Source organism: Methanobrevibacter olleyae (assembly GCF_900114585.1).
Taxonomy (GTDB): domain Archaea; phylum Methanobacteriota; class Methanobacteria; order Methanobacteriales; family Methanobacteriaceae; genus Methanobrevibacter; species Methanobrevibacter olleyae.
Map to the genome: position 1 here is coordinate 37,880 of NZ_FOTL01000003.1, position 24,113 is coordinate 61,992.

Here is a 24,113-nt window from a genome sequence, read left to right on the forward strand (position 1 = left end):
TATGCATAAAGTTGCTGATGTTGAAGTAGCAAAGAACATTATGGATGCTAATAAAAAATTAGCACATAAAAATTTACATACTTTAGAAGATAATAATATCTTTTGTGTTGACTTTGTAGGAGCTATAGGTTCTGGTAAGACTTCCCTTATTGAAGATATTATTGATGCTGTTGATGAGAGGATTGGTGTTATTGCAGGAGATGTAATTAGTAAATTTGATGCTGGAAGAATAGAATCACATAATGTTCCTGTAGTTGGATTAAACACTGGTAAGGAGTGTCACTTAGATGCACATTTGGTGGGTCATGGTTTAGGTGATTTACCACTTGAAGATATTGATTACTTATTTATTGAAAATGTAGGAAACTTAATATGTCCTGTTGACTTTGAATTAGGTTCTCATATGAGAATTGTTGTAGTGTCTGTTAGTGAAGGTGATGATACTGTAGAAAAACACCCACTTATATTCCAAAACTCTGATTTAGTAATAATTAATAAAATTGATTTAGCTGATGCAGTTGGTGCTAATGTAGGTAAGATGGTAGATGATGCAAAAAGTCTCAATCCCGATGTAAAAGTTATTACTACTAGTTTAAAAGAAGATAAAGGATTAGATGAAGTGATTGAAGCTATTGAAGCTTGTAAAGCACATCAAGCAGAGCATCACCATCATCATTAATTTTTAATTATTTTTTTTTTTTTTTTTTTATTTAATTGTCAATTGGCCTTTTTACAATTTTATAAATTATTATATTTTTCTTAAATTTATTTTATATTTAAACTATTAAGCGGTGATTTCATGAAAATATGGATCGATATATCAAATGCTCCTCATGTAAGATTTTTTAAAGATGTTATTAAGTATTTTGAAGATGAAGGAGAAGATGTTTTAGTAACAACTCGTAAATTTGGAGATATTCATAAATTAATGGATATGTATGATATAGACTTTGTATCTGTAGGTAAACATGGAGTCACATTAGAAGAAAAACTTAAGGAAAGTGCTCAGCGTGTTGTTAATTTAGCGGATTTAGTTTCTGGTGAAAACTTTGATGTTGCAATATCAAAACATTCTATTGAACTTCCAAGAGTTGCTTTTGGTCTTGGAATCCCTAGTTTATATGTTTTAGATAATGAACATGCAATGGCTGCTAATAAATTGACCCTTCCATTATGTAGTAAAATTATAGTTCCAAGTATTATTGATGAATGGAAATTAATGCACTATGGTGCTAATCCTAATGATATTATTCGCTATAATGGAACTTCTGAGCTGATGCACTTTAACAACTTTGTATTTAATGAAAATATTTTTGATGACTTAGGTCTAAATTTACCATTACAAAGAACTATTTTGATGAGACCTGAACCTTCTCTTGCTTCTTATTTAAATACTGATTGTAGAAAATCTGTTTTATCTCCTGTTGTAGATGTTTTAAAAGAATATGCAAATATTCTTATTTTGCCTCGTTTTAAAGAACAGGCTGAAATATTTGAGGGTATTAAAAATGTTACTATTTTAAAACCTCCTGTTGATACTTCAAGTATTATTAAAGCATCTGATCTTGTGATTGGTGCAGGAGGTACAATGAATAGGGAAGCGGCTATACTTCAGACTCCAGTTATTTCATGTTATCCTGGAGACACTTTATCTGTAGATCAGTTTTATGTAAATAATGATTTGATGTATAGAACTACTGATTTAGATGAAATTACTAAACAAGCTCTTAGTTTTATTGTAAATCCAAATAAACCAATCGAGTTAAAAACAGATAATTTATTTGAATTAATTCTAAATAAGACTTATGAATTGGCTAATTCTAAAAAATAAGTTTTATTTTTTCTTTTTTATATCTTTTTAATTATTTTTGATTTTTCAAAGATTTCCTTTCTATCTTTAATTATTTTTTCATATTTTTTGGGATTTTCTTCTTTGAATTTTTTATGAAGCTCTAGAGTCTTTTCATATCTGGGTTTGCTTTTTATTTCTTTTATTCAGAATTTCATTTATCATAATGAATTTATGGAATAATGAATGATTACTTATATTATTAGCATTGTCATTTATCTTATTTCCATTATTCATATGATGTTCTCCTTTATTTGAGTGTTTAAGGTATTGTAGTAGTATCCTTTTTTCTCTAATAATTCTTCATGACTACCTTCTTCTATAATTTCCCCATCTTCAATTACGATTATTTTGTCTGCATTTCTAACGGTTGATAATCTATGTGCTATGATAAAGCTTGTTCTATTTTCCATTAGTTTATCCATAGCTTCTTGAATTATTTTTTCGGTTCTTGTATCAACTGAAGATGTTGCTTCATCTAAAGCTAATATTTGTTTATTAGAAAGAATAGTTCTTGCAATTGTTAAAAGCTGTTTTTGACCATGAGAAATATTATCTGTATCTTCATTTAAATAACTATTATATCCGTCAGGGATTTGTCTTATAAAATTATCTGCATGGGCTTCTTTTGAAGCATTTATAATTTCTTCTTCTCTTGCATCTAATTTACCATAACGAATATTATTCAATATTGTATCATTAAATAACCAAGTATCTTGAAGTACCATTCCTACAAGTGACCTAAGGCTATTTTTATCATATTCATTGATATTCACCCCATCAATTTTTATCTCACCACTATCTACATCATAGAATCTCATAAGCAATTTTATGATAGTTGTCTTTCCAGCTCCAGTTTCACCTACAATAGCTATTTTTTCACCTTTTTTCGCTGTAAATGATAAATTTTTAATTATTTTTTCATCTTCATTATAGGAAAAACTAACATTTTCAAAGCTGATTCCTTCATTCATTTTACTTATTTGCTTTCTTGAAGGATTTTCTTCCTTAGATATTTCTAAAAATTCAAAGATTCTTTCACTTGCAGCCATTGCAGTTTGGACCATATTCATTACATTTGTTATTTGTTGAATGGGATGTGTGAAGTTTTTAGAGTATTGAATAAATGCTAAAATATCCCCTACTGCTATTGCTTTTTGAAGTACAAGTACAGCTCCAAGAACCGCTATTATAACATATGCAAAATTCGAAATAAAATTCATTAAAGGTGCAGATAAACTTGAATAGAATTTAGATTTCCATTCTTGCTCATACCAATTCTCATTATCTTTTTCAAAGATTTCCATAGACTCTTCTTCCTGGTTAAATGAACGAATAATTTCATGTCCTGTAAATGATTCTTCAATTTGTCCATTTAGATTGCCTCTATATTTTAATTGTCTTAAATAATAGTTTTGTGAGAATTTAGTAACATAAGTTATAATTAGAAATGCTATTGGAATTAATATTATTGTTGCAACTGTCATCCATAAGTTAATAGATAGCATCATTATTGTTATGCCAATTATTGTAATAATAGCTGTTAATAATTGATTAAATGTTTGATTGAGTCCATTTTGGAGAGAATCTACATCATTTGTAATTATTGATAAAATATCTCCTCTTCTATTTAGATCTAAATTTCTCATTGATAAATGGGTAATTTTTTCTATTAATTCTTTTCTTAAGCTATAACTTATATCTGTTGATATTTCTATTAAGAAATAACTTTGAAGATATGAGAAAACCCCACTTATAATATATAAAATTACTACTATGATGAGTAAATTGATTATATATTCTAAATTCATATTTCCAGAGTTTATTCCATCAAATATTGCAGTTGTAGCTAATCCGATTAGTAAGGGACCTATTACTGAAAATATTGTTGATAAAATACCGCAAATAATGGTTACAATTACCTTTAGTTTATAATCCTTTAAAAGATTAAATATATTTTTAATAGATTCCTTGCTATTAGCTGGCTTTTCAGGAGGTTTTCTGCTTGGCCTTGGTGGCATATTATTTACCTTCTCTTGATATATTGATTGAATTAGTATCTATAGTAAAACTAGATTTGGTATTTTCGTATAATAAGTCTTCTGCATCTTCAATTTGTGAAGATACGATTTCTTTATAAATATTACAATTTTTATATAAGTAGTCATGGCTTCCTTTATCAACAATCTCACCATTATCAAGTACTATTATTTCATCTGCATCCATAATTGTTGAAATTCTTTGTGAGATAATAAGTATTGATGAAGTTTCTTTTAAATCTTTTAGCTTTTCTTTAACTTTTGCTTCTGTATTCATATCAAGTGCTGAAAAACAATCATCAAATAGGTAAAAGGCACCTTTAGAAATTATTGCTCTTGCTAATTGAAGGCGCTGTTTTTGGCCTCCTGAGAAATTAGATGCTCCTTGTGATACCTCATCATCTAAACTTTCTATAAAGTCTACTTGAGCCATATCTAATGCTTTTTTTATTTCCTCATCATCTGCATCCTTTCTGCCTACTTGTATATTTGATCTTACTGTTCCTTGGAAAAGAATAGCCTTTTGAGGGGTGTATGAAATTTTTTCCCTAAGGGTAGCTAATTTATACTCCTTTATATTTTTACCATTAACTAATATTTCACCACTTGTTAAGTCTTGAAGACGTGGAATTAAGTTTAAGATTGTTGACTTTCCACTTCCAGTTCCACCTATTATTGCTGTAGTTTTTCCTTTTTCTAATTTAAAATTAATACCTTTCAATGTTTCTTTTTCACTTTCAGGATACCTATAGCTTACATTTTTAAATATAATAGTTGGATTATCGTCTATTTTATCTATTGGTCCATCACTAATTGATATTTCTGTATTTAATACTTCAGCTACACGTCTTCCAGATACTAAAATTCTTGGAATCATAATTGTAAATCCTCCAATCATTAAAAATGAAGTTACAATTTGTGTAGAATACTGGATAAATGCTATTATCGTTCCAGTTAAGATTTCTCCATTGATTGCATCATAAGCTCCAAAGTATAAAATAAGAACTATCATTATATTTAATATCAAAGTCATTGTAGGCATTAAAAGGAAGATAGTTTTAAAAACATATAAATTCACAGATTTAAATTCCTCATTAGTTTTATCAAACCTTTCCTCTTCATAATCTTGCCTTATGAATGCTTTAATAACAGGCATACCAATTAATATTTCTCTTGATGTTTGGTTGATTTTATCAATCAATTCTTGTATTATCTTAAAGTAAGGTACAGCTTTTAGAAATATTACCCCAAGAGGTATAGCTACTGAGATAAATGTTACTACAATAATCCATAGAAGATTAGTTCCAAGTTCTAATGCTTTGACAATACTTCCTATACCTAATATTGGCGCAAATAATATTGTAGTAAAAAGCATAGCTAAAAAGGTTTGTATTTGGTATACATCGTTTGTATTACGAGTTATAAGGGATGATCTTGATATCTTATTCAGTTCAAAATTTGAAAATTTTAAAATTTTCTCATAAGTCATTTTTCTTAAATCTCTTCCATAAGCTGATGAAACTTTACTTGATAGGTAAGAGAGAGCTATTGTAGCAAGTACTCCTATTAAAACCATAATCATCATCATAGTTCCTACATTTATTATGTAGTTAAAATCAGTATTCTGTATACCAATATCTACAATATCTGCAGTGTAGGATGGTAGAGTTAAGTTACAGTACACGTTTATTAGTAAGAATATGAGAATAAGAGATATTTGGATTATACTCTTTTTTAAGGGTTTAAGTAATTGTTTCATGATTTTCAACTTTGATTTTTATTTTTAGTTTAAAGCTCATTTTTAATTTTTATGGTTTTAAATTTTATTATTAAATTTCCTAAAGGTACCTTTAGCTTTTATTATATATGTTTTTTAGTATTTTTTCAATATTCTATTTTTAATTTTTTTTCTACTATTTCTATCATATTTTTTAAATATTTCTCATGCTTTTTATTGCTTTTTAATAGAAACTTGAAAACCAATATTTTAATGTTAAATATGATTAATATTTTTTAATTTACAATATTAAATTTAAATCATCTGATTTATGATTCAGCTATGAAATAATCAATTTTAACATAGTTTTTATTCATTAAAACTATTTAAAATAATTTAAAATAATTTAAAAGAATATAGAAAACTTTAAATGTAACTATAATCATTATAATTATTAAATAAAGAGTTTGGTATTTTTTAAGTTTTTTAATTATTTTTATACTAAATTCTTAGGAAGAATTTTATATGTGATATACATATTTGTGTGGAAATATCATAGATGATATGATGAATTTTAAAGTTTTAGTTATTTAGGGGGATTTTTATGCTTATTTGTCCAATTTGTAGTTATCTATTAGATAGTGATGGTCGTTGTTGGAATTGTGGTTATTGGGTAGAAACTCACCCATTAGATCCTTTTGCACCAGGCTCTATCTATAACTGTGGTAATGATGATGATTAATTGAAACAATGGACAATTTTCATTTAAAAGTTAATATTATATTATTAGAAGAATATAATATTAATGTGATTTTATTTTAGGCTATATTAAAGGGAAAATAATTTTTAAAGTTAATAATTCAAATGAATTCTTATACTTTAATTTTAACGATTTTTTTAAATTTATTTTTATTTTTCTATTTTTATAAATTCAACTATGTTGATTGGGATAATAGAGAAGATATTAAAGCTACATTAAAAGTAGATTTAATATTACTTCTTGATAAAAATGGTTATCCTCCAGAATTTAATGATGAGGTATTTTCAGAAGTATTTGAACAAGCAGAGAATTTTAAGAAATATGCTTAACAAAATTTATGGGGTGAATTTTATGGATATTGAATGTTTATCTTTAATCGTTAATATTATATTAACTATTGTTACGGGTGTTATGGCAATTGCTACTTATAAGATGGCATGTTCAACTAGAAAGTCTGTTGATGAAATGGAAATTTCTAGAAAAGAATCAAATTCTGCAGAAGTTGTAGTATATTTATATGTAGAATATAATAGGATTTATTTAGTCATTGAGAATGTGGGCAAGACTGTTGCAAAAAATATTATCTTAAATTTTGATTCTTCATTAAAAAATACTCACAATACTGATTTTTCTAGTTTAGAAAAAATAGCTTTTTTACCCCCTAATTATAAAATTAAAACATTTTTTGGTATGTCTCATTCAATTAGAAATGAATTTCAAGGTTTTCCAGAATATATATTTAAGGTTATTTTTGAAACAATATATGATGAATCTGTTGAAAGAGAATACATTTCTGACTTAAATTTTTTAAATAGTGTAGAATATTTAACCTCAGAATCAGAAACCTTGGAAATGTCATTATATAAGATTAGGAAAGAACTTGAAAAAACAAATAATTCTTTGGAAAAAATTAAAAGTAAGAAATAATTCTTTTTTAATTAATTTTATTTATAACTATTAATAAAAATATAAAGTGATTAATTATTATAAAAAATTTTACTATTAAAAAAATTTATTAAAGTGATAAAATGAAAGCATTATTTTTACTTGGATGTCCTGAAGCTCCTTCACAAACCCCTATTGCGTTGTATGCTTCATATAAATTAAGTAAGATGGGTTACGATGTTACTGTATCAAGTAATCCTGCAGCTGGAAAAATATTAGATTTATCTGATCCTGAAGGAATTTATGTAAAAAAGAGAATAGATATTGAAAAATGTTTAGATGAAATTAATGAGGGAGATTATGATTTATTAGTAGGCTGTGTTCACAAAGATGCAGCAGCTACTTTCTTTATAACTTATTGTCATATTTTGCAGTGTAAATCTCTTGCCCTTATCTTTTCAAGAGAAGCTGATGAAGTTGCAGAATTTGCTGATATGGTTGAATCATCTACTGATGCAGATATTATTGCTGTTAGAGCATTCCATAACCCAAATCCAATTAAAGTTAAATTTGATAAATATTTAAAAACTTTAGAAGAACAATTATCAAATCATGAATAAAGATTAGATATTTTAATTTTAAACTTGTCTTATGAATAAAGATTAGATATTTTAATTTTAAACTTGTCTTATGAATAAAGATTAGATATTTTAATTTTAAACTTGTCTAGTTATTAAAAAAAAGAAAATGATGGTGAAAAGTATGTCTTTCTGCTTAGAAACTTATTTACAACAAAATGATGATTATAGAATACTTATTTCTCGCTCTGGAGTAAAACAATGTTACAAACTTATTAAAGAAAATTCAAAAGAAATTATTCATGTAAATCCTGGGGATAAAGTATTAGGTGCAAGATTAATTGGTCTTCCTCCAATACCTGTAGGAATTAATGAAGATGAAGGAACTATATTAATTACTTATACTAAACCTTGTCATGGAACTGCAGCTATTGAAATTCCAATCAGTCCTGAAGAAATTGATGATGTTAGAAAAATGGATATTGGTGCTTAATTTTAAGTATTTATTTATAGCTTGTTAGAACTATTTAAGTTTAGATTATAAAATATTAAATGATTATTATGCAATTTTGGTGGTGATTATTTGATTACAACTGTTGTAGGTAGTTTTGGAATTGATTTAAAAGAACCAAAAACCTTTGTGGAGAAACTCAAATCTTCTATTGGATTATATGATCCTTATAAAATAGCTATTGAAGAAGCAGTTAAATTACAACTTAACTGTGGAGTAGATATTATTGGAGATGGTCAACCAAGAGGGGATATGGTAGCTTCTTTTGTAAAGCATATTCCAGGATTTTCATATGAAATGAATTCTTCAGTTATCCTATCAAAGATACGAGCTCCTCAAGTTGATATAATGATTAAAGACTTGAAATATGCTCAAAAGGTTCTTGCAAATGAAATAAAGACTAGGGATATGTCTCCTGAAGAAGCAAGTAGAAAAGGTGTTAAACTTATATTAACCGGCCCATCTACTATTGTTCACTCATCACGAATAGAATCTTTTTATAAAGAGAGAAATCCTGCAATTATTGATTGTGCTTATGCCTTAAGACGTGAAGTTGAATCAGCTGAAAAATCTGGAGCTAAATATGTTCAGATTGATGATCCATTCTTATCTACTGGAATGGTTGATTTAAAAGTTGCAAAAGAATCTATTGCTATATTAACTGATGGTATTGAAATACCAATGGCTATGCATGTTTGTGGAAATTTGAATGAATGTTTTAAAGACATTGCCAAGTTTCCAATTGATATTTTAGACTGTGAATTTGCAGGAAACAATGTGAATATTGGTGTTTTAGAAGAAAATGCAGATTTACTTAAAGGTAAAAAATTGGGATTCGGCTGTGTTGATTCTGCTCTTAATGCTGTTGATGATAAAGAAGAAGTAAAAGCTTTAATTCAAAGAGGAATCGATGCTGTAGGTAAAGAGAAGATGATTTTAGATCCTGATTGTGGACTTAGAAAAGTAGATATTCCAATTGCAATGGAAAAGTTAAAAATCATCTCTGATTTAGCAAAAGAGTTTAATTAAGAGTTTTTTAATTTTTCTTTTTTAAAATTATTTTTTCAAGATTTTCATTTATAATAATTATTTTTTCAACACTTTCATTTATAATAATTATTTTTTCAATTATTTTTTCAACATTCTCATTTATAATACTTACTTTTTCAAGATTTTCATTTATAATAATTATTTTTTTCTATTTTTAATTAAATGAATTATTAGAGGGTATTTTATTCTTTGATTAGCCATCTTCTAAAAAGAAGTTTTAGAGGGTATTTTATTCTTTGATTAATCATCTTCTAATAGGAAATCGATTATATTAACAAATTTTATCCCTTTCCATTCCATCTTAACATTTTTATCTAATGTTAAGACTATTTTTTCATAATTGTCCTTAATTAATTCTAAGGATTCGCATTTTTCTTTAAGGATTTCCTTATCATTAATGGTTTTACAGATTTGATAATATTTACGTGTTTCAGGGGTTCTAACAACAAAGCTTATTTCTTTATTATTATATTTCCCAACTCTTATTTTATAATTTCTATGTAACAAGTTCAAAAATACAATATTTTCTAATATATTATTTTTGATATCTTCGCTAAATCCCATTATTGAATTATTAATTCCTGTATCTCCAACATAATACTTAGGTAATGTTTTTAATTCTTTATCTTTAGCAATATCATACCTACGTACTGAATAAAAAAGATGGGATTCTTCTAAGATTTTTAAATAGTCTAAAACTGTTGTTGGAGTAGTTTTTTTACAATCTTTTTTTAGGTACTTACATAAATTTTTTGATGATGTAAGATTACCTAAATTGAGTAAGGTGTATTTAATGATTCTTTCAAGTAATATAACATTTTTAATAGAATTTTTTTTAACGATATCCTGTAAAAATATAGTATTATAAACTCCAAAAACTAAATTCTTTAAAATATTATTCTTATTATCATACTCAAACAATATAGGTAATGATCCGTATTTCACATATTCTTTAAACTCTTTAGAATAATCTTTATTCGAACTGACTTTAAATGCATTGTTTTTATCTAAGACTTGGAGTAATATTTCTTCTTTTTCTTTATTTGTAATTTTATTTAAGTTAGTTTTATTAAATTCATATTTTAACTCTAAAAATTCTCTAAATGATAAAGGCAATACTTTTATTTCATTGTATTCTAATTCAAAAAAGTTTTTTAATCTCTTAAAGTTAATACCTATAAAATATAAGTCTATGATAATATTATTATTTTCATTGATTTTTGACAATAGCTCAGGTAATATAAATTTCCAGTTGTGCAAATCTTGAATTTCATCAAAGAAGATATAATTATTCTTATTAGTTTTTATTTTTTTATTAATTAAGTTAGGTAGTTCGGAATCTTCTAAATTATTTTTTAATTTTAATAAATCGCAATCGATATTACATTCTATATAGATTATATTATTGTTTCTATCAGACTCTAATTCTTTTACAAATTCTTTTACAATACTTGTTTTTCCAGATTGTCTCATCCCACTAATTAACTTAATTTTATTATTATCTTTATATTTCCTTAAATCATTTATATAAACTTCTCTATTTAACACAATATCACCTTTTAATTAAGCTTATAAGTTTTAGATTTTTCTGTTTTTTGTATTGTGAATTTTTTATTTTAAGTTTGCTAATAAAAAAGAATTATATTTAATAAAATAAATATTGGAATTCTTTTTTTATTAGCAATTAATTTTTATCTAATAGTTTTTTAAGGTCATTTTGTTTTTCCTATTTTGAGAATGCCGGCAGAATGATACTTCTTTCACCATCTGCTTCAAATTCTCTTAGTGCACCTTTAGCAATACATTTTCTAGGATGTAGAAAGTCGAAGGATAAATTCTTATCTGCAAATGCAATTTTAATTAATGGATTTACACAGAAAGCATCTCCCCTTGCAGCATGAGGTGCTTGAGCAATTCCAGCATATTCTGGTTGGTGTCCTACATTCATTGCATAGTTAGGATAGTTAGGCCCTCTTAATTCATGAATTAATCCTTCATCACTTCTAATAGATAATGAATTAGCTGCACCACATTGGTCTTGTAAATCGTAACCATAGAATCCTAATCTGCTGTGAGATTCTTTATGTTCAATCATACTGAGATACCAACCATTTACTCCTGCATTAGAGTTTCCTGTTGCAAATGCTACAGAACATCCTGCAGCTGCGGAAATAACAGATGCTCTTTGAGAACCACCGAAATGGTCTTCAAGTAATGTTGGGATTTCGTACTGTTCTAAACCATAAATTGTAACTTCAGTAGCAATATCCTTTACATTATCAAAGTTAGCTTCTGCCTGACACATTCCATAATTTTTCTCTACATAATCTTTTCCATAGTAAATAAAATCATCTAATATATCATCAGTATATGTTGCACTTGCATATTGAGTAAATCCTACACCACCAGACATGTATGAACCTAGCCATACTTGGTCGTAAAAGGTTGCTGCCCCGCCAATTACTTCTAATGTAATTTTAGCAGGGTCATCACTAATTCTAGATGTTTGAATCATATCTGCAAAGATTCCAAATGGAACTCCCCCTGGTTCATTTGCTCCTCTTGCACGTCTTGCAGGTAAAATTGCAGCCATACCAATTACATCTGCATGTTTAGCAGCATATGAAAAGTCAGCAATTGCCGCTTCTCCTGCACATAAACTGTATGCAGTAATGAAACTCATACCAATTTGCATAGCAGACCATCTAGATACAGTACCTCCATCACAAGCTCTAACAACTAATGTAGGCACTCTACTAACTTGGTAAGTTTTATTACCTATATATTCTTTAAGCATTTCTGCTTGTTCTTCTGGAAATTCTTTGTTGATATCGATTAATACTCTTTTATCAAGTTCATCTGCTAATTCATCATTTCCAGTGAAGATTTTTGCATAACAGTCAGATGCAAGACCTGGGTGTACTTCTACCATATGTTCTTGAACTACAGCCCCTCCAGGAAGTGCATGGTTAATAGTTTCCATATATTCATTAATTGTTTCAGGTGTCACTTCAACACCTAATCTTTCTTGTAGCACAGAATGTGCAGTGTCCATTCCTACAATTACAGTTCTTTTAATATCATCAACTAATTGTTGGATTGCTGCGTTATTACAAAAGTGTAAGTCATCACCTTCAACATAGTCTTCAGTACCAGATATTTTATAACTCATTAATTGTCTTTGTCCTAAAGGTACACCAATATCTGGGTTATAAAAAGGTAAATTATCTCTTTTTTTAGCTAATTCATTTGCAGCATCGAAAAATTCTCTTTTACGTGGAGATTGTTTCCATCCATCGAAACAGTAAAAACTTGTTTGTTGATCTTCTTGATCTTCACCTTTAAATTTTTGAGTTAATGCCTCTAGAAAACGTTTATTTTCTAATTTTTCTCCTTTTGTCATTAAGCATCACCTAATCTCTTTTTCAAATCATCTTTAAATACATTTAATCCAAAACCTCCTTCAGTACGAGAGGTATGAATATTTTCTACAACGTCTACAAGTTCTTTATCGGTTCTTAAACCAATATTATCTGCTCTGTAAATCGTAGTAATTTCATTAAGGTAATCTTCAGGAAGAGGTTCCCCTAGATCTACACTTTCATCAAGGAGACGACCTACTTGATCTTTTATATAAACGATATGGCCAGTTTCTTCATCATAAACATATCTTTGTAATCCATCAAACATTAAGCCATTTTCATCTAGTCTTAATGAGTGTCCATGTACTGTTGCACCTCTCATACCAGATCTTGCAGGGTCAAATAAATCAGTTTCTACTAATTCTTTAGATATTTTTTCTAAGTCAGACTCCCTTATTTCAATCACTTGTCTTCCAGATAGTGTTCCAGTATCCACTCCCCTATATCTCCACATATACATTCTTGCTCTGTCATATGGCTGGGAAGGAGCATTATACATAGAGTCTGCAAATTGAATATATCTTACACGAATCCCTTCTTTAGCACCATGAATTGGTTCGACTAAATCTCTTATAGGGTCTTCATTTAAATCCATTTCATCTAATGGAGGGTGTACTTTTTTATAATCTTGCCCTGGAGTTCTATGGCCTAAAATTCTTACAAGTCCTTCATCGGAAATTTCTCTTATATTCTTTAATTGATGATTGGGGTTCATGTGATTTCTTCTATTTTCAGCAATTTTAGTATCTCCTGGAGCAAATTGAGCTTTATATGTCATATTTTCACCTTTAAATCATATTTATTGTTTCAGAACTTCGAGCACGTGAATCAACCATACCGATATATCTCTCATCTATTGAATCTTCAAAATTTCTTCCATATTTTAAATAATCACTTACTGTAGTTTGAGTTTTGGTAAAAATACCAATCATTAAAATATATTTGCAGGGCAAAATTTCATCAAGTATTATTTCGATGGATTCCATAATCTCATTTAGTAATTTAACATCTATTGTTAAAATTATCTCACCAATAAGCAGTCTTAAATCAATATTCTGACCTTTTACATTGATGCTTTTTCTGTATTGGTGGTTTACAGGTGTTCCTCTCGCGGGACCATAATAAACAGTTTTTGGTAATGAAGGACCATGCACTATTCCTCTCACGATTCCATCAAGCTCAAAGATTTTATTTAATACTTTTTCAGATGTTTCTGGCTTTAAAAATCTGTTGGGAACTATTTTTATATCGATGATTTTGCAGACTTCATCATTAGCATTGATTTTATTTTCTTTTTCAGTGCTCATTATTTCACCTTTAAATTTTATCTTTAATTTCTCCTGCACCTTCTGCTACAAACTTAATAGGTTCTCTTAATGTATCAATGGTACTATATACTGTACCAATTAATGCAGAGGTTCTTTCTACTGAAAACATTTGTGTTCCTGCATCTAGACACATTGCTACAGCTGCACAAGGTATTGCATAACCTTTAGCATGTCTTGTTACTACGTGGTTTCCGTGGAAAGTACCTGGTCCACCTCCTCCATAGATTGAGTGAGAGAAGAAACTGAATCCTACACCTACCCCCTCTACTCTACCGAAATCTACTCCAGGTAGTCCAGTTTCATATTCAAGAATGTCATTATAATAAAGTACAGTGGATGCTACTGCTTGAGCAGCTCTTGCAGCACCACAATTTACAATATTTGCAGCTAATAATCCTGCAGCAGCATAAGCATTCCATAGTGCCCAATCTACAGGTTCATACATATTGTATCCGGAATTCATTTTTTTTAAAACTCTAATAACTCCATCTTCAAGTGCCAATCCTACGAGAGTTTCAATAACAGTACCTACACTTCCTTTTCCATTTTCTTTAACTAATTCATATACTAAATTATTAGCATTTAAACCTTGGAAAGCCAGTCCCAATAAATGGCTACGCTCATAAGCTCCAGTTGCATCTCCAGTTTCAAACATAGCAGTTTGTTCCATAATAGAGGACAATGCAGCAGCGTTTAATGTATTCTTATTTGTAATAGCAACTACATGATTTGCCATAACATTTCTAAGACCATAGCCTAATCCTTCAAAAAGTACTGGAGGTCCTAAAATCGCACTGATGTTTGCACCACTTAAATCAAGTGTTTGAGGATAAGCTCCCATTACTGCGGTTTTGACTGTTGATGCATCAAAGATATTAACATCAAATGTATCAATAATAGACTGAGTTACTGCAGCTCCAGTAACTAATGAAGAAACAGTATAATCCCCAGCCATTTTGATTCTTTCATTAGGTACTTGAACTAAGAGTTGATTGCCCTTATTAATTAAAGAAACAGATATATCATCATCATCATCACTAACTCTTACTATTTTCCTAATTTTCTCACCAATTATTTCAGCATTTTCTGTAATTGGTAAATCAAGTTCACGTCCTGGGATAAATCTACCTTTTCCTCCTAATGCTCCATTTTTAAGCCCTTTTTCAATTCCACTTAAATTTACTGCAACAGATCTTTTAATATTATATATAATATTTTCAATTGCAGGATTTCTCATAGGGCTTATAGCTTCTAATGGAACATCAGATTCTAATAATTTACCATTAGGATCATATAAATCTATTTTGTCATCATATATTGGCATTTTCCCACCTTTCAATTCTATAAAAAAATAAATTATAGAGAAAAATTTTAATTAAATATTGAGATATTTTAGATGGTTTTATTAAAAAATATTTAAATAATCTTAATTTTAATTAGTTCTAATTAATTTTTACCAGTATTAATTAATTTTTATTAGTTAGAATCATTCATATCAATCATTTTAATTTATTTATAATTAATTCTGCATTGTAAAAATTTTCTATTAAACAATATTTTCCCTATTTTTGATTATTTTTCACAAAAAATAATCATTTTTTTATATTAAGTAATACTTATATAAACTTTTTTATTACAATATTTTTTTTTATTCCTATTCATTTCTATTATTTTAGGATTTTAGGGATTAATTATAATTTTTTTACCATAATTCCAATTTTTTTTAATTTTTTAATTAAAATTAAGATTATTTAAATATTTTTTAATTCTTATGCATTTATTTTATTATCTTTAATTCATTGTATTTTTATTTATTTTCATTATTTTCTTTATATTTTTATTTATAATTTAAAAATTAAGCTAAATGTTGAATATTTTTTGATTTTAATTAGTATTTATTCTTATTTTATTGTTTGTTTTATTTTTCAGTGATATTTTAATTTAGTAATACTTTTTTAAGGATATATGATACTAATTTTTTATAAAAGAATTCTTTTATTTTTTTTACTTTTATTATTTTAGAAAAGAATCATAGGAGGGAATCCTTAAAATTTTAGCCTATTATCACTATTTTTGAATTAAAAAATAAGATTCAATTAAAAAAATTCTTAAGATGCCTTAGTTAAATCATTGTTTTTATGGTCTTTTTAATAATAATGATGATTTAATTGAAATTTTCCTTTATGAATTTTGGATTCAAATTATTTATTTTTGTGGTGTAAAAAAAAATATGGTGATCATGGTTAGAGCTTTAATTACATAAGCTTTTTATCTAATTTGGGTTTTATTAAATAAAACTATTTATAAGATCATTTTTCTTAAGATCATTTTTCTTAATGTCCTTTTTCTAATATCCTTTTTCTAATATCATTTTTCTATAGTTATATTACCAATGTTTAAATCGTATCCTTTTAATACATTAACTCTATGGCTACCACATTTTGGACATAAGACCATAGGGATTATTTCTTTGTTTATGTTATCTATTAGTCCTATATAATTACAGTTGTAACATTTAATTTTAGCATCAGCTTCATTAACAATTAGCTCTGCATTTTCTGCTAATGTATCTTTTGATAAAACACTAAAAATGTATTTTAATTTATCAGTTGTTATCCAGTTTAATTTTCCAATTTCAACATTAATTTCTGTTACTTTATTTGCATCATATTCTTCTGCAGTTTCTAATGCAACATTTAGAATACTTTGTACTACTGTTGAGCTATGCATATTATAACCTCATTAATATCTTAATTGAGTTTAGAGATTAAATATAATTTTATTAAAATTAACCATGTGGAATTGTAGCTGACTATCACAATTAAAATTTATATTTAAACTCTATTGAACTCTATTTTCTATCACAATATACTTTTTTATCCAGGAAAGCATTTTGCTAATTTGTAATTAGTTGGCATTCTAATTACAAGAGGGTGATTATTAGTTCTAATAATCAATTATCTATTAATAGTAATAATTATATAAATCTTTTTATTACTAATATTTTTTTTAATTTAATCTATTCCTCCTATTTATATCAATAACCTAATAATTTAATTTATTTTATTATATGATTGTTTATTTTTGCTTATTTTTTAATAATAGTCAATTTTAATGATTTTATTTTTTTATCTTAATTTAAAAATTTAATTCAATGGGATTGTTTTCATTGTTTATTTAATAAAATTACTTAATTTTCTATAAAATTAGTTTATATTAATTTTTATAGTTATTGAATGTTTATTTTTCCTTATTATTTTGATTGAATCATTATACATTATTAAAAATTTTAGTAATACTTATATATAAAAATTTATTACAGGTTCTTTAGAAAATAATTTAATCTAAAAAATTTTTTAAATTCTTTTTTAAAAGAATTTGCTTATTTAATTGGAATAGTACTTTAAAAATACTTAAAAATATCTACATTTTTATAGGATGTAATATATTTGCTAATAAGAAGATTACTATTTGTCTAAATTAAAGCTCTGTTGAAATCCTTTAAGCTTTTATAAGTGAGAACTATTATTTCATAATTTAAAAGGATTTTATCTTTTAAATTAATATAAAAATAGGATTTCAGATAATAAATATAAAAATAGGATTTCAGATAATAAATATAAAAATAGGATTTAGAAAATAAATAAAAAAATAGGATTTCAGAAAAGTCCTTATATTAGCTTTTCAATTTTATGCTATCTTGTATCTATGTGTTTTTAAAAGTATTATTAATAAGAGTTTTAAAGAGTGCTTTTTATATTTTTTAAAAGTATTACTTAATACGAATTTTAAAAAAAGTATTACTATATTTTATTTCTGATTAAATAGTTCTTTTTCTCTAAAAAAATGGCTAAAAATTTAAATTTTCTTTAAATTATAAAATATATTGTTTATTTCATTAAATAATTGATTTTTGGATGTTATTTTAGATTATATTTTTCATCATAAAAATTCTTTTCTAATAGAATTATTACTTTTTTAAAATAATTGCTATTAGATTAGTTATATTAATTTTAACGTATTTTTATCCTTTTTAGACTAATTTAGAACATGATAATTTATTATTTTTTAACAATACTTCTTTTTATTCACTTTAATTTTACTAAATTTTTCAAAATATTTATATAAGTATTACTAATTATATAAATAGTGTGATTATTAAATTTAAATCACATTAACTTGTTTATTAAAATTTAAGTATTACTTTATAATATTCTTTTTAAATGGTTTTTCCGTTTTTTATATGAGTATTATAGTGATTATACTTATTTATTTTAATAATAAAGTAATAAGAGAATAATTTCTTAACTTAGGTAATTTCCTAGAATTAAATCCTTTTAGATCAATCAGAGGATTTAATTTCTTTAAGAATAAATTTTGGAGATAGAATTTTATGTTAGACATAAAACATACAATATGTCCTTCATGCTCTGTAGGATGTGGGTTAAACATTGTTTCAAAAGATGGAGTGGTGGTAGGAACCTATCCTTATAAAAGGCATCCTATTAATGAAGGGAAAAATTGTTTAAATGGTCGAAATTCCATATTGCAATTTGAAGATTCAATCAAAAAACCTTCATTTGTAAAAAACAACGAACTTGAAGAATCGGATAATGAATCTATAATTAAGGCAATTAAAGATCAACTAGATTCTATTGATGCTAATGAATTAGCTATCATTTGTTCTGGAAATAATACAAATGAGGAAATTGATAGAATAATTAAATTTGCTGAAGAATATGGAAGTGAAAAAATAGGATTTTATGGATATAATTTCCCTAACTTTTTTGGTGATGTAGCTAGCTATGATGATGTATATAATGCAAGTACTATACTAGCTATTGGGGATATTTATAGGGATAATCCTTTATTAGGTAGAAGAATAGTATTATCTAAAGAAAATGGAGCAAAACTCATTAATTTAGATGATGTAGAAAAATCTATAACTTCATTAAATGCAGATGAATTTATTCAATTTAAAGATGGAGAATTTGCAGATAAAATTGATGCTTTAAAAGATCAATTAGATGAAAATTCTGTCATTATTGTAAATAAAATTGATAGTAAAGAGGATTTTGCTTTAATTGAAGGATTATCTAAAGGGGCTAATGCAAAGTTATTACCTGTATTTAATGCTCCTAATAGTAAAGGTGCTATGAATAGATTAAATTCATTAGACAATGATGAAATTAAGGACCTTATTGATAACTCTAAAGTACTTATTGTTGTTAAAGATAATTTATTAGATTATTTATCTGAAGATGACATTAAAGGAAAAAGTTTTATTGTAAATATTTCTAATGAGAAAAATCGTTTTGCTGAACTTTCAGATATAGTTCTTCCAGGTAAATTCTGGGTAGAGAAAAGTGGAACTTTCACTAATTGTGAAGGTTTAGAACAAAACTTTAGTATATCTGCAGAATGTGAAAATGATAATTTAAGTGAAATAGAAATGTTCGATGAACTTGCTTAATATCGGTGATAGTATGAGTGAAAAATTTATTCTTGCTAAAAGTAAAGAAAATGAAATAACTGATAGTGGAGCATGTGGAGGAGCAGTAAGTTCTATTTTTCAATATTTGTTAGCTAATAATCTCGTTGATGGTGTATTAACTCTTAATAAGGGTGACGATGTATACGATGGTATTCCAAGACTTTTAACTAATCCAGCAGAAGTTATTGAAACCTGCGGTTCCCTACATTGTGCACCTACAATGGTTGGAGATTTAATTTCTGATTATTTAGCAGATGAAAAAATAGCAGTAGCAGTAAAACCTTGTGATGCAAAAGCTATTAATGAATTAGTGAAAAGACACAGAATAGATGCTGATAAAATTTTTACCATTGGCTTAAATTGTGGAGGCACAGTAATCCCTGAAGTAGCACAAGAGATGATAGAAAAATTTTATAATGTTGATCCATCTAAAGTTGTTAAAGAAGAAATCGACAAAGGTAAATTTATCATCGAACTTGATGATGGTGAAGAGATTGGAATCAAAATCGATGATCTGGAAGAAGAAGGCTATGGACGTCGTGCAAACTGTCAAAGATGTGAGCTCAAAGTACCTCGTAACGCAGACATTGCCTGTGGTAACTGGGGTTCAGAGCCTGGTTGGACATTTGTTGAAATCAACAGTGACAAAGGTAGAGAAATAATTGAAGGAGCTGTAAATGAAGGATTTATTGAAACAAAAGAACCTTCAGAAAAAGCTTTAGCAATTAGAGATAAAATTGAAAACATTATGATTAATATGGGTAAAAAATCTCAAGCTAAACAATTAGATGCTGATGCTTTAACCCTTGAAGAATGGGAAAATCAATGGAACAAATGTATTAAATGTTTTGCTTGTCATGATGTTTGTCCTATCTGTTGGTGTAATGAATGTGAACTTGAAAAGCCATACTTTGAAGATGATCAACAAGCACCTCCTGACCCATTAGGATTCCACGGTGTTAGATTGTCTCATATGAGTCCAAGCTGTGTAAACTGTGGTCAATGTGATGATGTTTGTCCAATGGAAATTCCAGTATCTAAATTATTCCATAAATTACAAAAGAAATACGAAGACCAAACTGGATATGTTGCTGGTATTGGTGATGAAAAACCTCCACTATACAGTCCACAAAAAGAAAACTTTTAATAGGAGTTGAATTTTATGGCAGAAGATGTTAAAATAGTAGGTTTTTGTTGTAATTGGTGTTGTTATGGTGGTGCAGATACAGCAGGTACTGCACGTATGCAATATCCCCCTAATGTAAGAATTATAAGAGTTATGTGTTCTGGAAGAATCAATCCTTCTATGGTTTTTAAAGCATTTAAAGAAGGTGCTGATGGAGTATTTGTAGGTGGTTGTCATATTGGTGATTGTCACTATGATGCTGGAAATTACAAATGGAATAGAAGGGCATTGATGACTAAGGATATCATAGAAGAATTTGGAATTGATAAAGATAGATTCAGATTTGAATGGATTTCTGCTTCTGAAGGAGAAAAATTCCAAAGAACTATGAAAGAGTTTTATAATACTATTAGTAAACTCGGACCAAGAAATAAATAATTAGACTGTTGAACAATAATAAATGAAAATTAATTAAATTTTTTTAAAAAAAAAGATTTTGTATTAAGTTATTATTTTAAGAAATTAAAGTAATTATCTATATATACTTCTAAAAGAAGTTTAATGTGCTTCTATAAGAAGTAAAACCATATTATTTTATCTAATTCCAAACAAACAAAACATTAAAAAAAGTTTTTATTCTCGAAATTCAGACAAAATAAGAAGATTTAATTATTCAAATCAAATCAACAAATTATTTAAATTAATTTTACAAATCAAATCAGTTTAATATTATTGGCCTAATAATATTTATTAAATTTAATTTAAATACATTAAATCTTCTTATATATCAATTAAAATTAATTTAGCTCATAATTAAATCTTTCATTTGAATTTATTCATTTATAGATTTAATTATTAATTTTAATTGATTTTTATTAAATAAAATTATTTAATAAAACTAATTTTTTTACCAAATTATTTTTGTATCTATATCTTTCTAATCTCTACTTATTAAGTTTTTCTTTATTTCACTGCTTTTAGTAATACTTTATTTGATATTTTTATTATTTTTATTAAAATTAGCTATTAAAGATATTTTATAAAATTTTAAATAGTTTAATAAGCAAAAATGATATTATAATATTTTATTCATTATTAATAAATAAATTCAATTTAAATCAATTTAATTATTTTTATTTGAATAAATTTAATTATAAATATTTTAAAATATTTTAATTGAGGTTAAAATATGGTTAGTGTCAATTTAGAAGCTAAAAAAACTGTAGATGTAATGATTGAAAAAGCTGATGATTTTAACATTGCTGTTTCCAAATTAAAAAACGGGGCAACTGTTATTGACTGTGGTGTAAATGTCGCTGGTAGTTTTAAGGCAGGTGAATTATATACTAAAGTATGTCTTGGAGGATTAGCTGATGTAGGTATTTCTATTCCTGGAGACTTATCTGAAAAATTCGCTTTACCTTCTGTAAAGATAAAAACTGATTTTCCGGCTATTTCTACTTTAGGTGCACAAAAAGCAGGATGGTCTGTTTCTGTAGGTGACTTTTTTGCATTAGGTTCTGGTCCAGCTAGAGCATTATCCTTAAAACCAGCTGAAACTTATGAAGAAATTGATTACAAAGATGAAGCAGATATTGCAATTTTAACTTTAGAAGCTGATGTATTACCTGGCGAAGATGTTGCAGAAGCTATTGCTAAAGACTGTGATGTAGCAGTTGAAAATGTATTCTTACTTGTAGCTCCTACTGCTTCCTTAGTTGGATCTATACAAATCGCAGGAAGAGTTGTTGAAAACGGTACTTACAAAATGTTAGAATTCCTTAAATTTGACGTTAAAAAGGTTAAACATGCAGCAGGTATTGCACCAATTGCTCCTATCGACCCAGATGGATTGAAAGCTATGGGTAAAACTAATGATGCAGTTCTCTTTGGTGGAAGAACTTACTACTATGTTGAATCTGAAGAAGGAGATGACATTGCAGCAATAGCGGCTCAATTACCATCTTCAGCAGCTGATGGATATGGTAAACCATTTTTCGATGTATTTAAAGATGCAGGATTTGATTTCTACCAAATCGACAAAGGAATGTTTGCACCAGCTGAAGTTGTTATCAACGATTTAAGCACTGGTAAGTTATACAAAGAGGGTTATGTAAACGCAGAATTACTTAAAAAATCCTTTGGTATAGAATAGCTTTAATATACTTTAATACTTAGTTTTTAAGTATTTTTAAATGGCTCTTTTAGCTATTTTCTTTTTCTTTTTTTATTTTTTTAGCCTTGTAGAAATCCTTTTTAAGTATTTGGTCAAAAGCTAAAGTTTCTTCATTAATACATTTTCTTATTTCTTCAGAGTCATAGGCTCTGTCTGCTAAGAAATAATGAGGTTGATATTTCTTTGTTTGCCTAATAGCTGCTAAAGCAAATTGAGTATCGTGTTTAGGGCCTTTAGAAACTCCGTAATTGAGAATCATTCGTGTGTCTACATTGATAGCAATATGATTTTTTGTATATCCTTTTCGCTTTTTAGCTCTTATTTGGGCGTAATATTTGTCAGCATAGTCACTTGTATGTCCAGTACCATCTAAAGCAATCAATTCGCTCTTTTTAGGATAATCTAATAATATGAAACCATTTAAATATCTTATTTGGGTGTCAGAGAGTCTTTCAAAGAATTTTTTTGGGATTGTTGTGTAATGTGGCAAGTTGGAAAGTCTTAAAAATTTAAGGAATGTAAAATTTTATAGGCTTAAATTTATTTTTAATTATTTTATTTATAAATAAATAATAAATTTTTATTTTTAAGCCTAAACTTTTTTACAACCTCAAAATTTAAGTATTTTGGTGCAGGGCTCCAAATAATCGATTATACCACGATAAGTAGCTTTTAAATATATTTTCGTAGCTAAGATAGTGAATAATGGAGGTTGTGTGTACAAATGGTTGCTGTAATCAGATGAATATTTACTAAAAACAATAATAGCACAGTTATATACTTTTTCAATGAAATTTAGGAACATGTTGTCATTTATACTGCTTATAAATTGTTTTTCATTTTGGGTTTTTCCATTGATCTTTAAGCCAAAATCAGAAAGAGTTAAATGTCTTGAATTCAAATAATAATATGAGGAATGAATTTTTTTACTAGTCATATTAATATTTATTCCCCTTTTTATTATAAATAACTTTTTATTTCTTTTTTTAAGTATTGAAAGGTATAATTTCAAGTGTAATAAATTTTAAGTGTTTTATGAGATTTATATTTGAAATGAAGGATTGTTAAATTTTTTTGCACAAAAGTAATTTTTCAACTGTAAAAATTTAACGATTATATGATCATTTTTTGTTAAATAAAGGCATTATAATCAGTATTTTATCAAAATAAGTGATTAA

At 26.9% G+C, this 24,113-nt stretch carries 22 protein-coding genes; 12 read left to right on the plus strand and 10 right to left on the minus strand.

Features of this window, described 5'->3' with window-relative positions:
- Position 1: 1 nt before the first annotated feature.
- Both hypB and BM020_RS01450 read left to right on the plus strand, forming a co-directional pair.
- Positions 2-679, plus strand: a complete 678-nt coding sequence (gene hypB / locus BM020_RS01445; RefSeq protein WP_067147106.1) for a hydrogenase nickel incorporation protein HypB — start codon at positions 2-4, stop codon at positions 677-679.
- Between the two features lie 120 nt (positions 680-799).
- The gene (locus tag BM020_RS01450) at positions 800-1,831 is read left to right on the plus strand and encodes a DUF354 domain-containing protein (protein WP_074797972.1); all 1,032 of its coding nucleotides are present in this window, start codon (positions 800-802) and stop codon (positions 1,829-1,831) included.
- Positions 1,832-2,082: 251 nt separating this feature from the next.
- Here the strand turns inward: BM020_RS01450 and BM020_RS01455 are convergent, their stop codons facing one another.
- Together BM020_RS01455 and BM020_RS01460 are read right to left on the minus strand one after the other, a co-directional pair.
- Complete coding sequence (locus BM020_RS01455; protein ID WP_074797974.1) at positions 2,083-3,870, minus strand: ABC transporter ATP-binding protein; 1,788 nt, start codon at positions 3,868-3,870, stop codon at positions 2,083-2,085.
- Position 3,871: 1 nt separating this feature from the next.
- Positions 3,872-5,647, minus strand: coding sequence for an ABC transporter ATP-binding protein (locus tag BM020_RS01460; protein ID WP_074797976.1), 1,776 nt, complete (start codon positions 5,645-5,647; stop codon positions 3,872-3,874).
- A gap of 562 nt (positions 5,648-6,209) precedes the next feature.
- Here BM020_RS01460 and BM020_RS09535 point away from each other — a divergent pair.
- The 6 genes from BM020_RS09535 (at position 6,210) to BM020_RS01485 (ending at position 9,368) form a co-directional block, all read left to right on the plus strand.
- The gene (locus BM020_RS09535; RefSeq protein ID WP_158499598.1) at positions 6,210-6,347 is read left to right on the plus strand and encodes a hypothetical protein; all 138 of its coding nucleotides are present in this window, start codon (positions 6,210-6,212) and stop codon (positions 6,345-6,347) included.
- A gap of 122 nt (positions 6,348-6,469) precedes the next feature.
- A complete protein-coding gene (locus tag BM020_RS01465) occupies positions 6,470-6,694 on the plus strand; it encodes a type I restriction enzyme endonuclease domain-containing protein (protein WP_083405353.1) in 225 nt (74 codons plus the stop codon).
- Positions 6,695-6,716: 22 nt separating this feature from the next.
- Entirely contained in the window at positions 6,717-7,292 is a 576-nt protein-coding gene (locus BM020_RS01470) for a hypothetical protein (RefSeq protein WP_074797978.1), read from the plus strand.
- Positions 7,293-7,393: 101 nt separating this feature from the next.
- Positions 7,394-7,870: a DUF1890 domain-containing protein gene (locus tag BM020_RS01475; protein ID WP_067147097.1), complete on the plus strand. Its 477-nt coding sequence runs from the start codon at positions 7,394-7,396 to the stop codon at positions 7,868-7,870.
- A gap of 142 nt (positions 7,871-8,012) precedes the next feature.
- Complete coding sequence (locus BM020_RS01480; protein WP_067147095.1) at positions 8,013-8,321, plus strand: DUF1894 domain-containing protein; 309 nt, start codon at positions 8,013-8,015, stop codon at positions 8,319-8,321.
- 90 nt (positions 8,322-8,411) lie between these two features.
- On the plus strand, positions 8,412-9,368 hold the full coding sequence (locus BM020_RS01485) for a methionine synthase (protein WP_067147093.1): 957 nt from the start codon (positions 8,412-8,414) through the stop codon (positions 9,366-9,368).
- 261 nt (positions 9,369-9,629) lie between these two features.
- Here BM020_RS01485 and BM020_RS01490 read toward each other — a convergent pair whose 3' ends face one another.
- From BM020_RS01490 to hypA, 6 genes are all read right to left on the minus strand, one after another.
- Entirely contained in the window at positions 9,630-10,937 is a 1,308-nt protein-coding gene (locus tag BM020_RS01490; protein ID WP_067147091.1) for an ATP-binding protein, read from the minus strand.
- Between the two features lie 178 nt (positions 10,938-11,115).
- Positions 11,116-12,792 (minus strand): coenzyme-B sulfoethylthiotransferase subunit alpha, encoded by a 1,677-nt coding sequence (mcrA, locus tag BM020_RS01495; protein WP_074797980.1) that lies wholly within the window; start codon positions 12,790-12,792, stop codon positions 11,116-11,118.
- The gene (gene mcrG / locus BM020_RS01500) at positions 12,792-13,589 is read right to left on the minus strand and encodes a coenzyme-B sulfoethylthiotransferase subunit gamma (protein ID WP_067147087.1); all 798 of its coding nucleotides are present in this window, start codon (positions 13,587-13,589) and stop codon (positions 12,792-12,794) included. The genes mcrA and mcrG overlap by 1 nt, the downstream gene beginning before the upstream one ends.
- Positions 13,590-13,599: 10 nt before the next feature.
- Positions 13,600-14,118: a methyl-coenzyme M reductase operon protein D gene (mcrD, locus tag BM020_RS01505; RefSeq protein WP_067147085.1), complete on the minus strand. Its 519-nt coding sequence runs from the start codon at positions 14,116-14,118 to the stop codon at positions 13,600-13,602.
- A gap of 10 nt (positions 14,119-14,128) precedes the next feature.
- Positions 14,129-15,463 carry a coenzyme-B sulfoethylthiotransferase subunit beta gene (gene mcrB / locus BM020_RS01510; RefSeq protein WP_074797982.1) on the minus strand — a complete coding sequence of 445 codons (1,335 nt, stop codon included), beginning with the start codon at positions 15,461-15,463 and terminating at the stop codon, positions 14,129-14,131.
- A gap of 1,043 nt (positions 15,464-16,506) precedes the next feature.
- Positions 16,507-16,869, minus strand: a complete 363-nt coding sequence (gene hypA / locus BM020_RS01515) for a hydrogenase maturation nickel metallochaperone HypA (RefSeq protein ID WP_067147081.1) — start codon at positions 16,867-16,869, stop codon at positions 16,507-16,509.
- A 1,663-nt stretch (positions 16,870-18,532) separates the two neighbouring features.
- On the opposite strand from hypA, the gene BM020_RS01520 reads away from it, so the two are divergent.
- The 4 genes from BM020_RS01520 (at position 18,533) to mch (ending at position 22,914) form a co-directional block, all read left to right on the plus strand.
- On the plus strand, positions 18,533-19,612 hold the full coding sequence (locus tag BM020_RS01520; protein WP_067147079.1) for a molybdopterin-dependent oxidoreductase: 1,080 nt from the start codon (positions 18,533-18,535) through the stop codon (positions 19,610-19,612).
- 13 nt (positions 19,613-19,625) lie between these two features.
- Entirely contained in the window at positions 19,626-20,780 is a 1,155-nt protein-coding gene (locus BM020_RS01525; protein ID WP_067147077.1) for a Coenzyme F420 hydrogenase/dehydrogenase, beta subunit C-terminal domain, read from the plus strand.
- A 15-nt stretch (positions 20,781-20,795) separates the two neighbouring features.
- The gene (locus BM020_RS01530; RefSeq protein WP_067147075.1) at positions 20,796-21,197 is read left to right on the plus strand and encodes a hydrogenase iron-sulfur subunit; all 402 of its coding nucleotides are present in this window, start codon (positions 20,796-20,798) and stop codon (positions 21,195-21,197) included.
- Positions 21,198-21,948: 751 nt separating this feature from the next.
- Complete coding sequence (mch, locus tag BM020_RS01535) at positions 21,949-22,914, plus strand: methenyltetrahydromethanopterin cyclohydrolase (protein ID WP_067147073.1); 966 nt, start codon at positions 21,949-21,951, stop codon at positions 22,912-22,914.
- Positions 22,915-22,963: 49 nt separating this feature from the next.
- Here the strand turns inward: mch and BM020_RS01540 are convergent, their stop codons facing one another.
- Both BM020_RS01540 and BM020_RS09385 read right to left on the minus strand, forming a co-directional pair.
- Positions 22,964-23,425 carry a transposase gene (locus tag BM020_RS01540; protein WP_074797984.1) on the minus strand — a complete coding sequence of 154 codons (462 nt, stop codon included), beginning with the start codon at positions 23,423-23,425 and terminating at the stop codon, positions 22,964-22,966.
- Between the two features lie 120 nt (positions 23,426-23,545).
- Positions 23,546-23,872: a hypothetical protein gene (locus BM020_RS09385; protein ID WP_143743930.1), complete on the minus strand. Its 327-nt coding sequence runs from the start codon at positions 23,870-23,872 to the stop codon at positions 23,546-23,548.
- Positions 23,873-24,113: the final 241 nt, after the last annotated feature.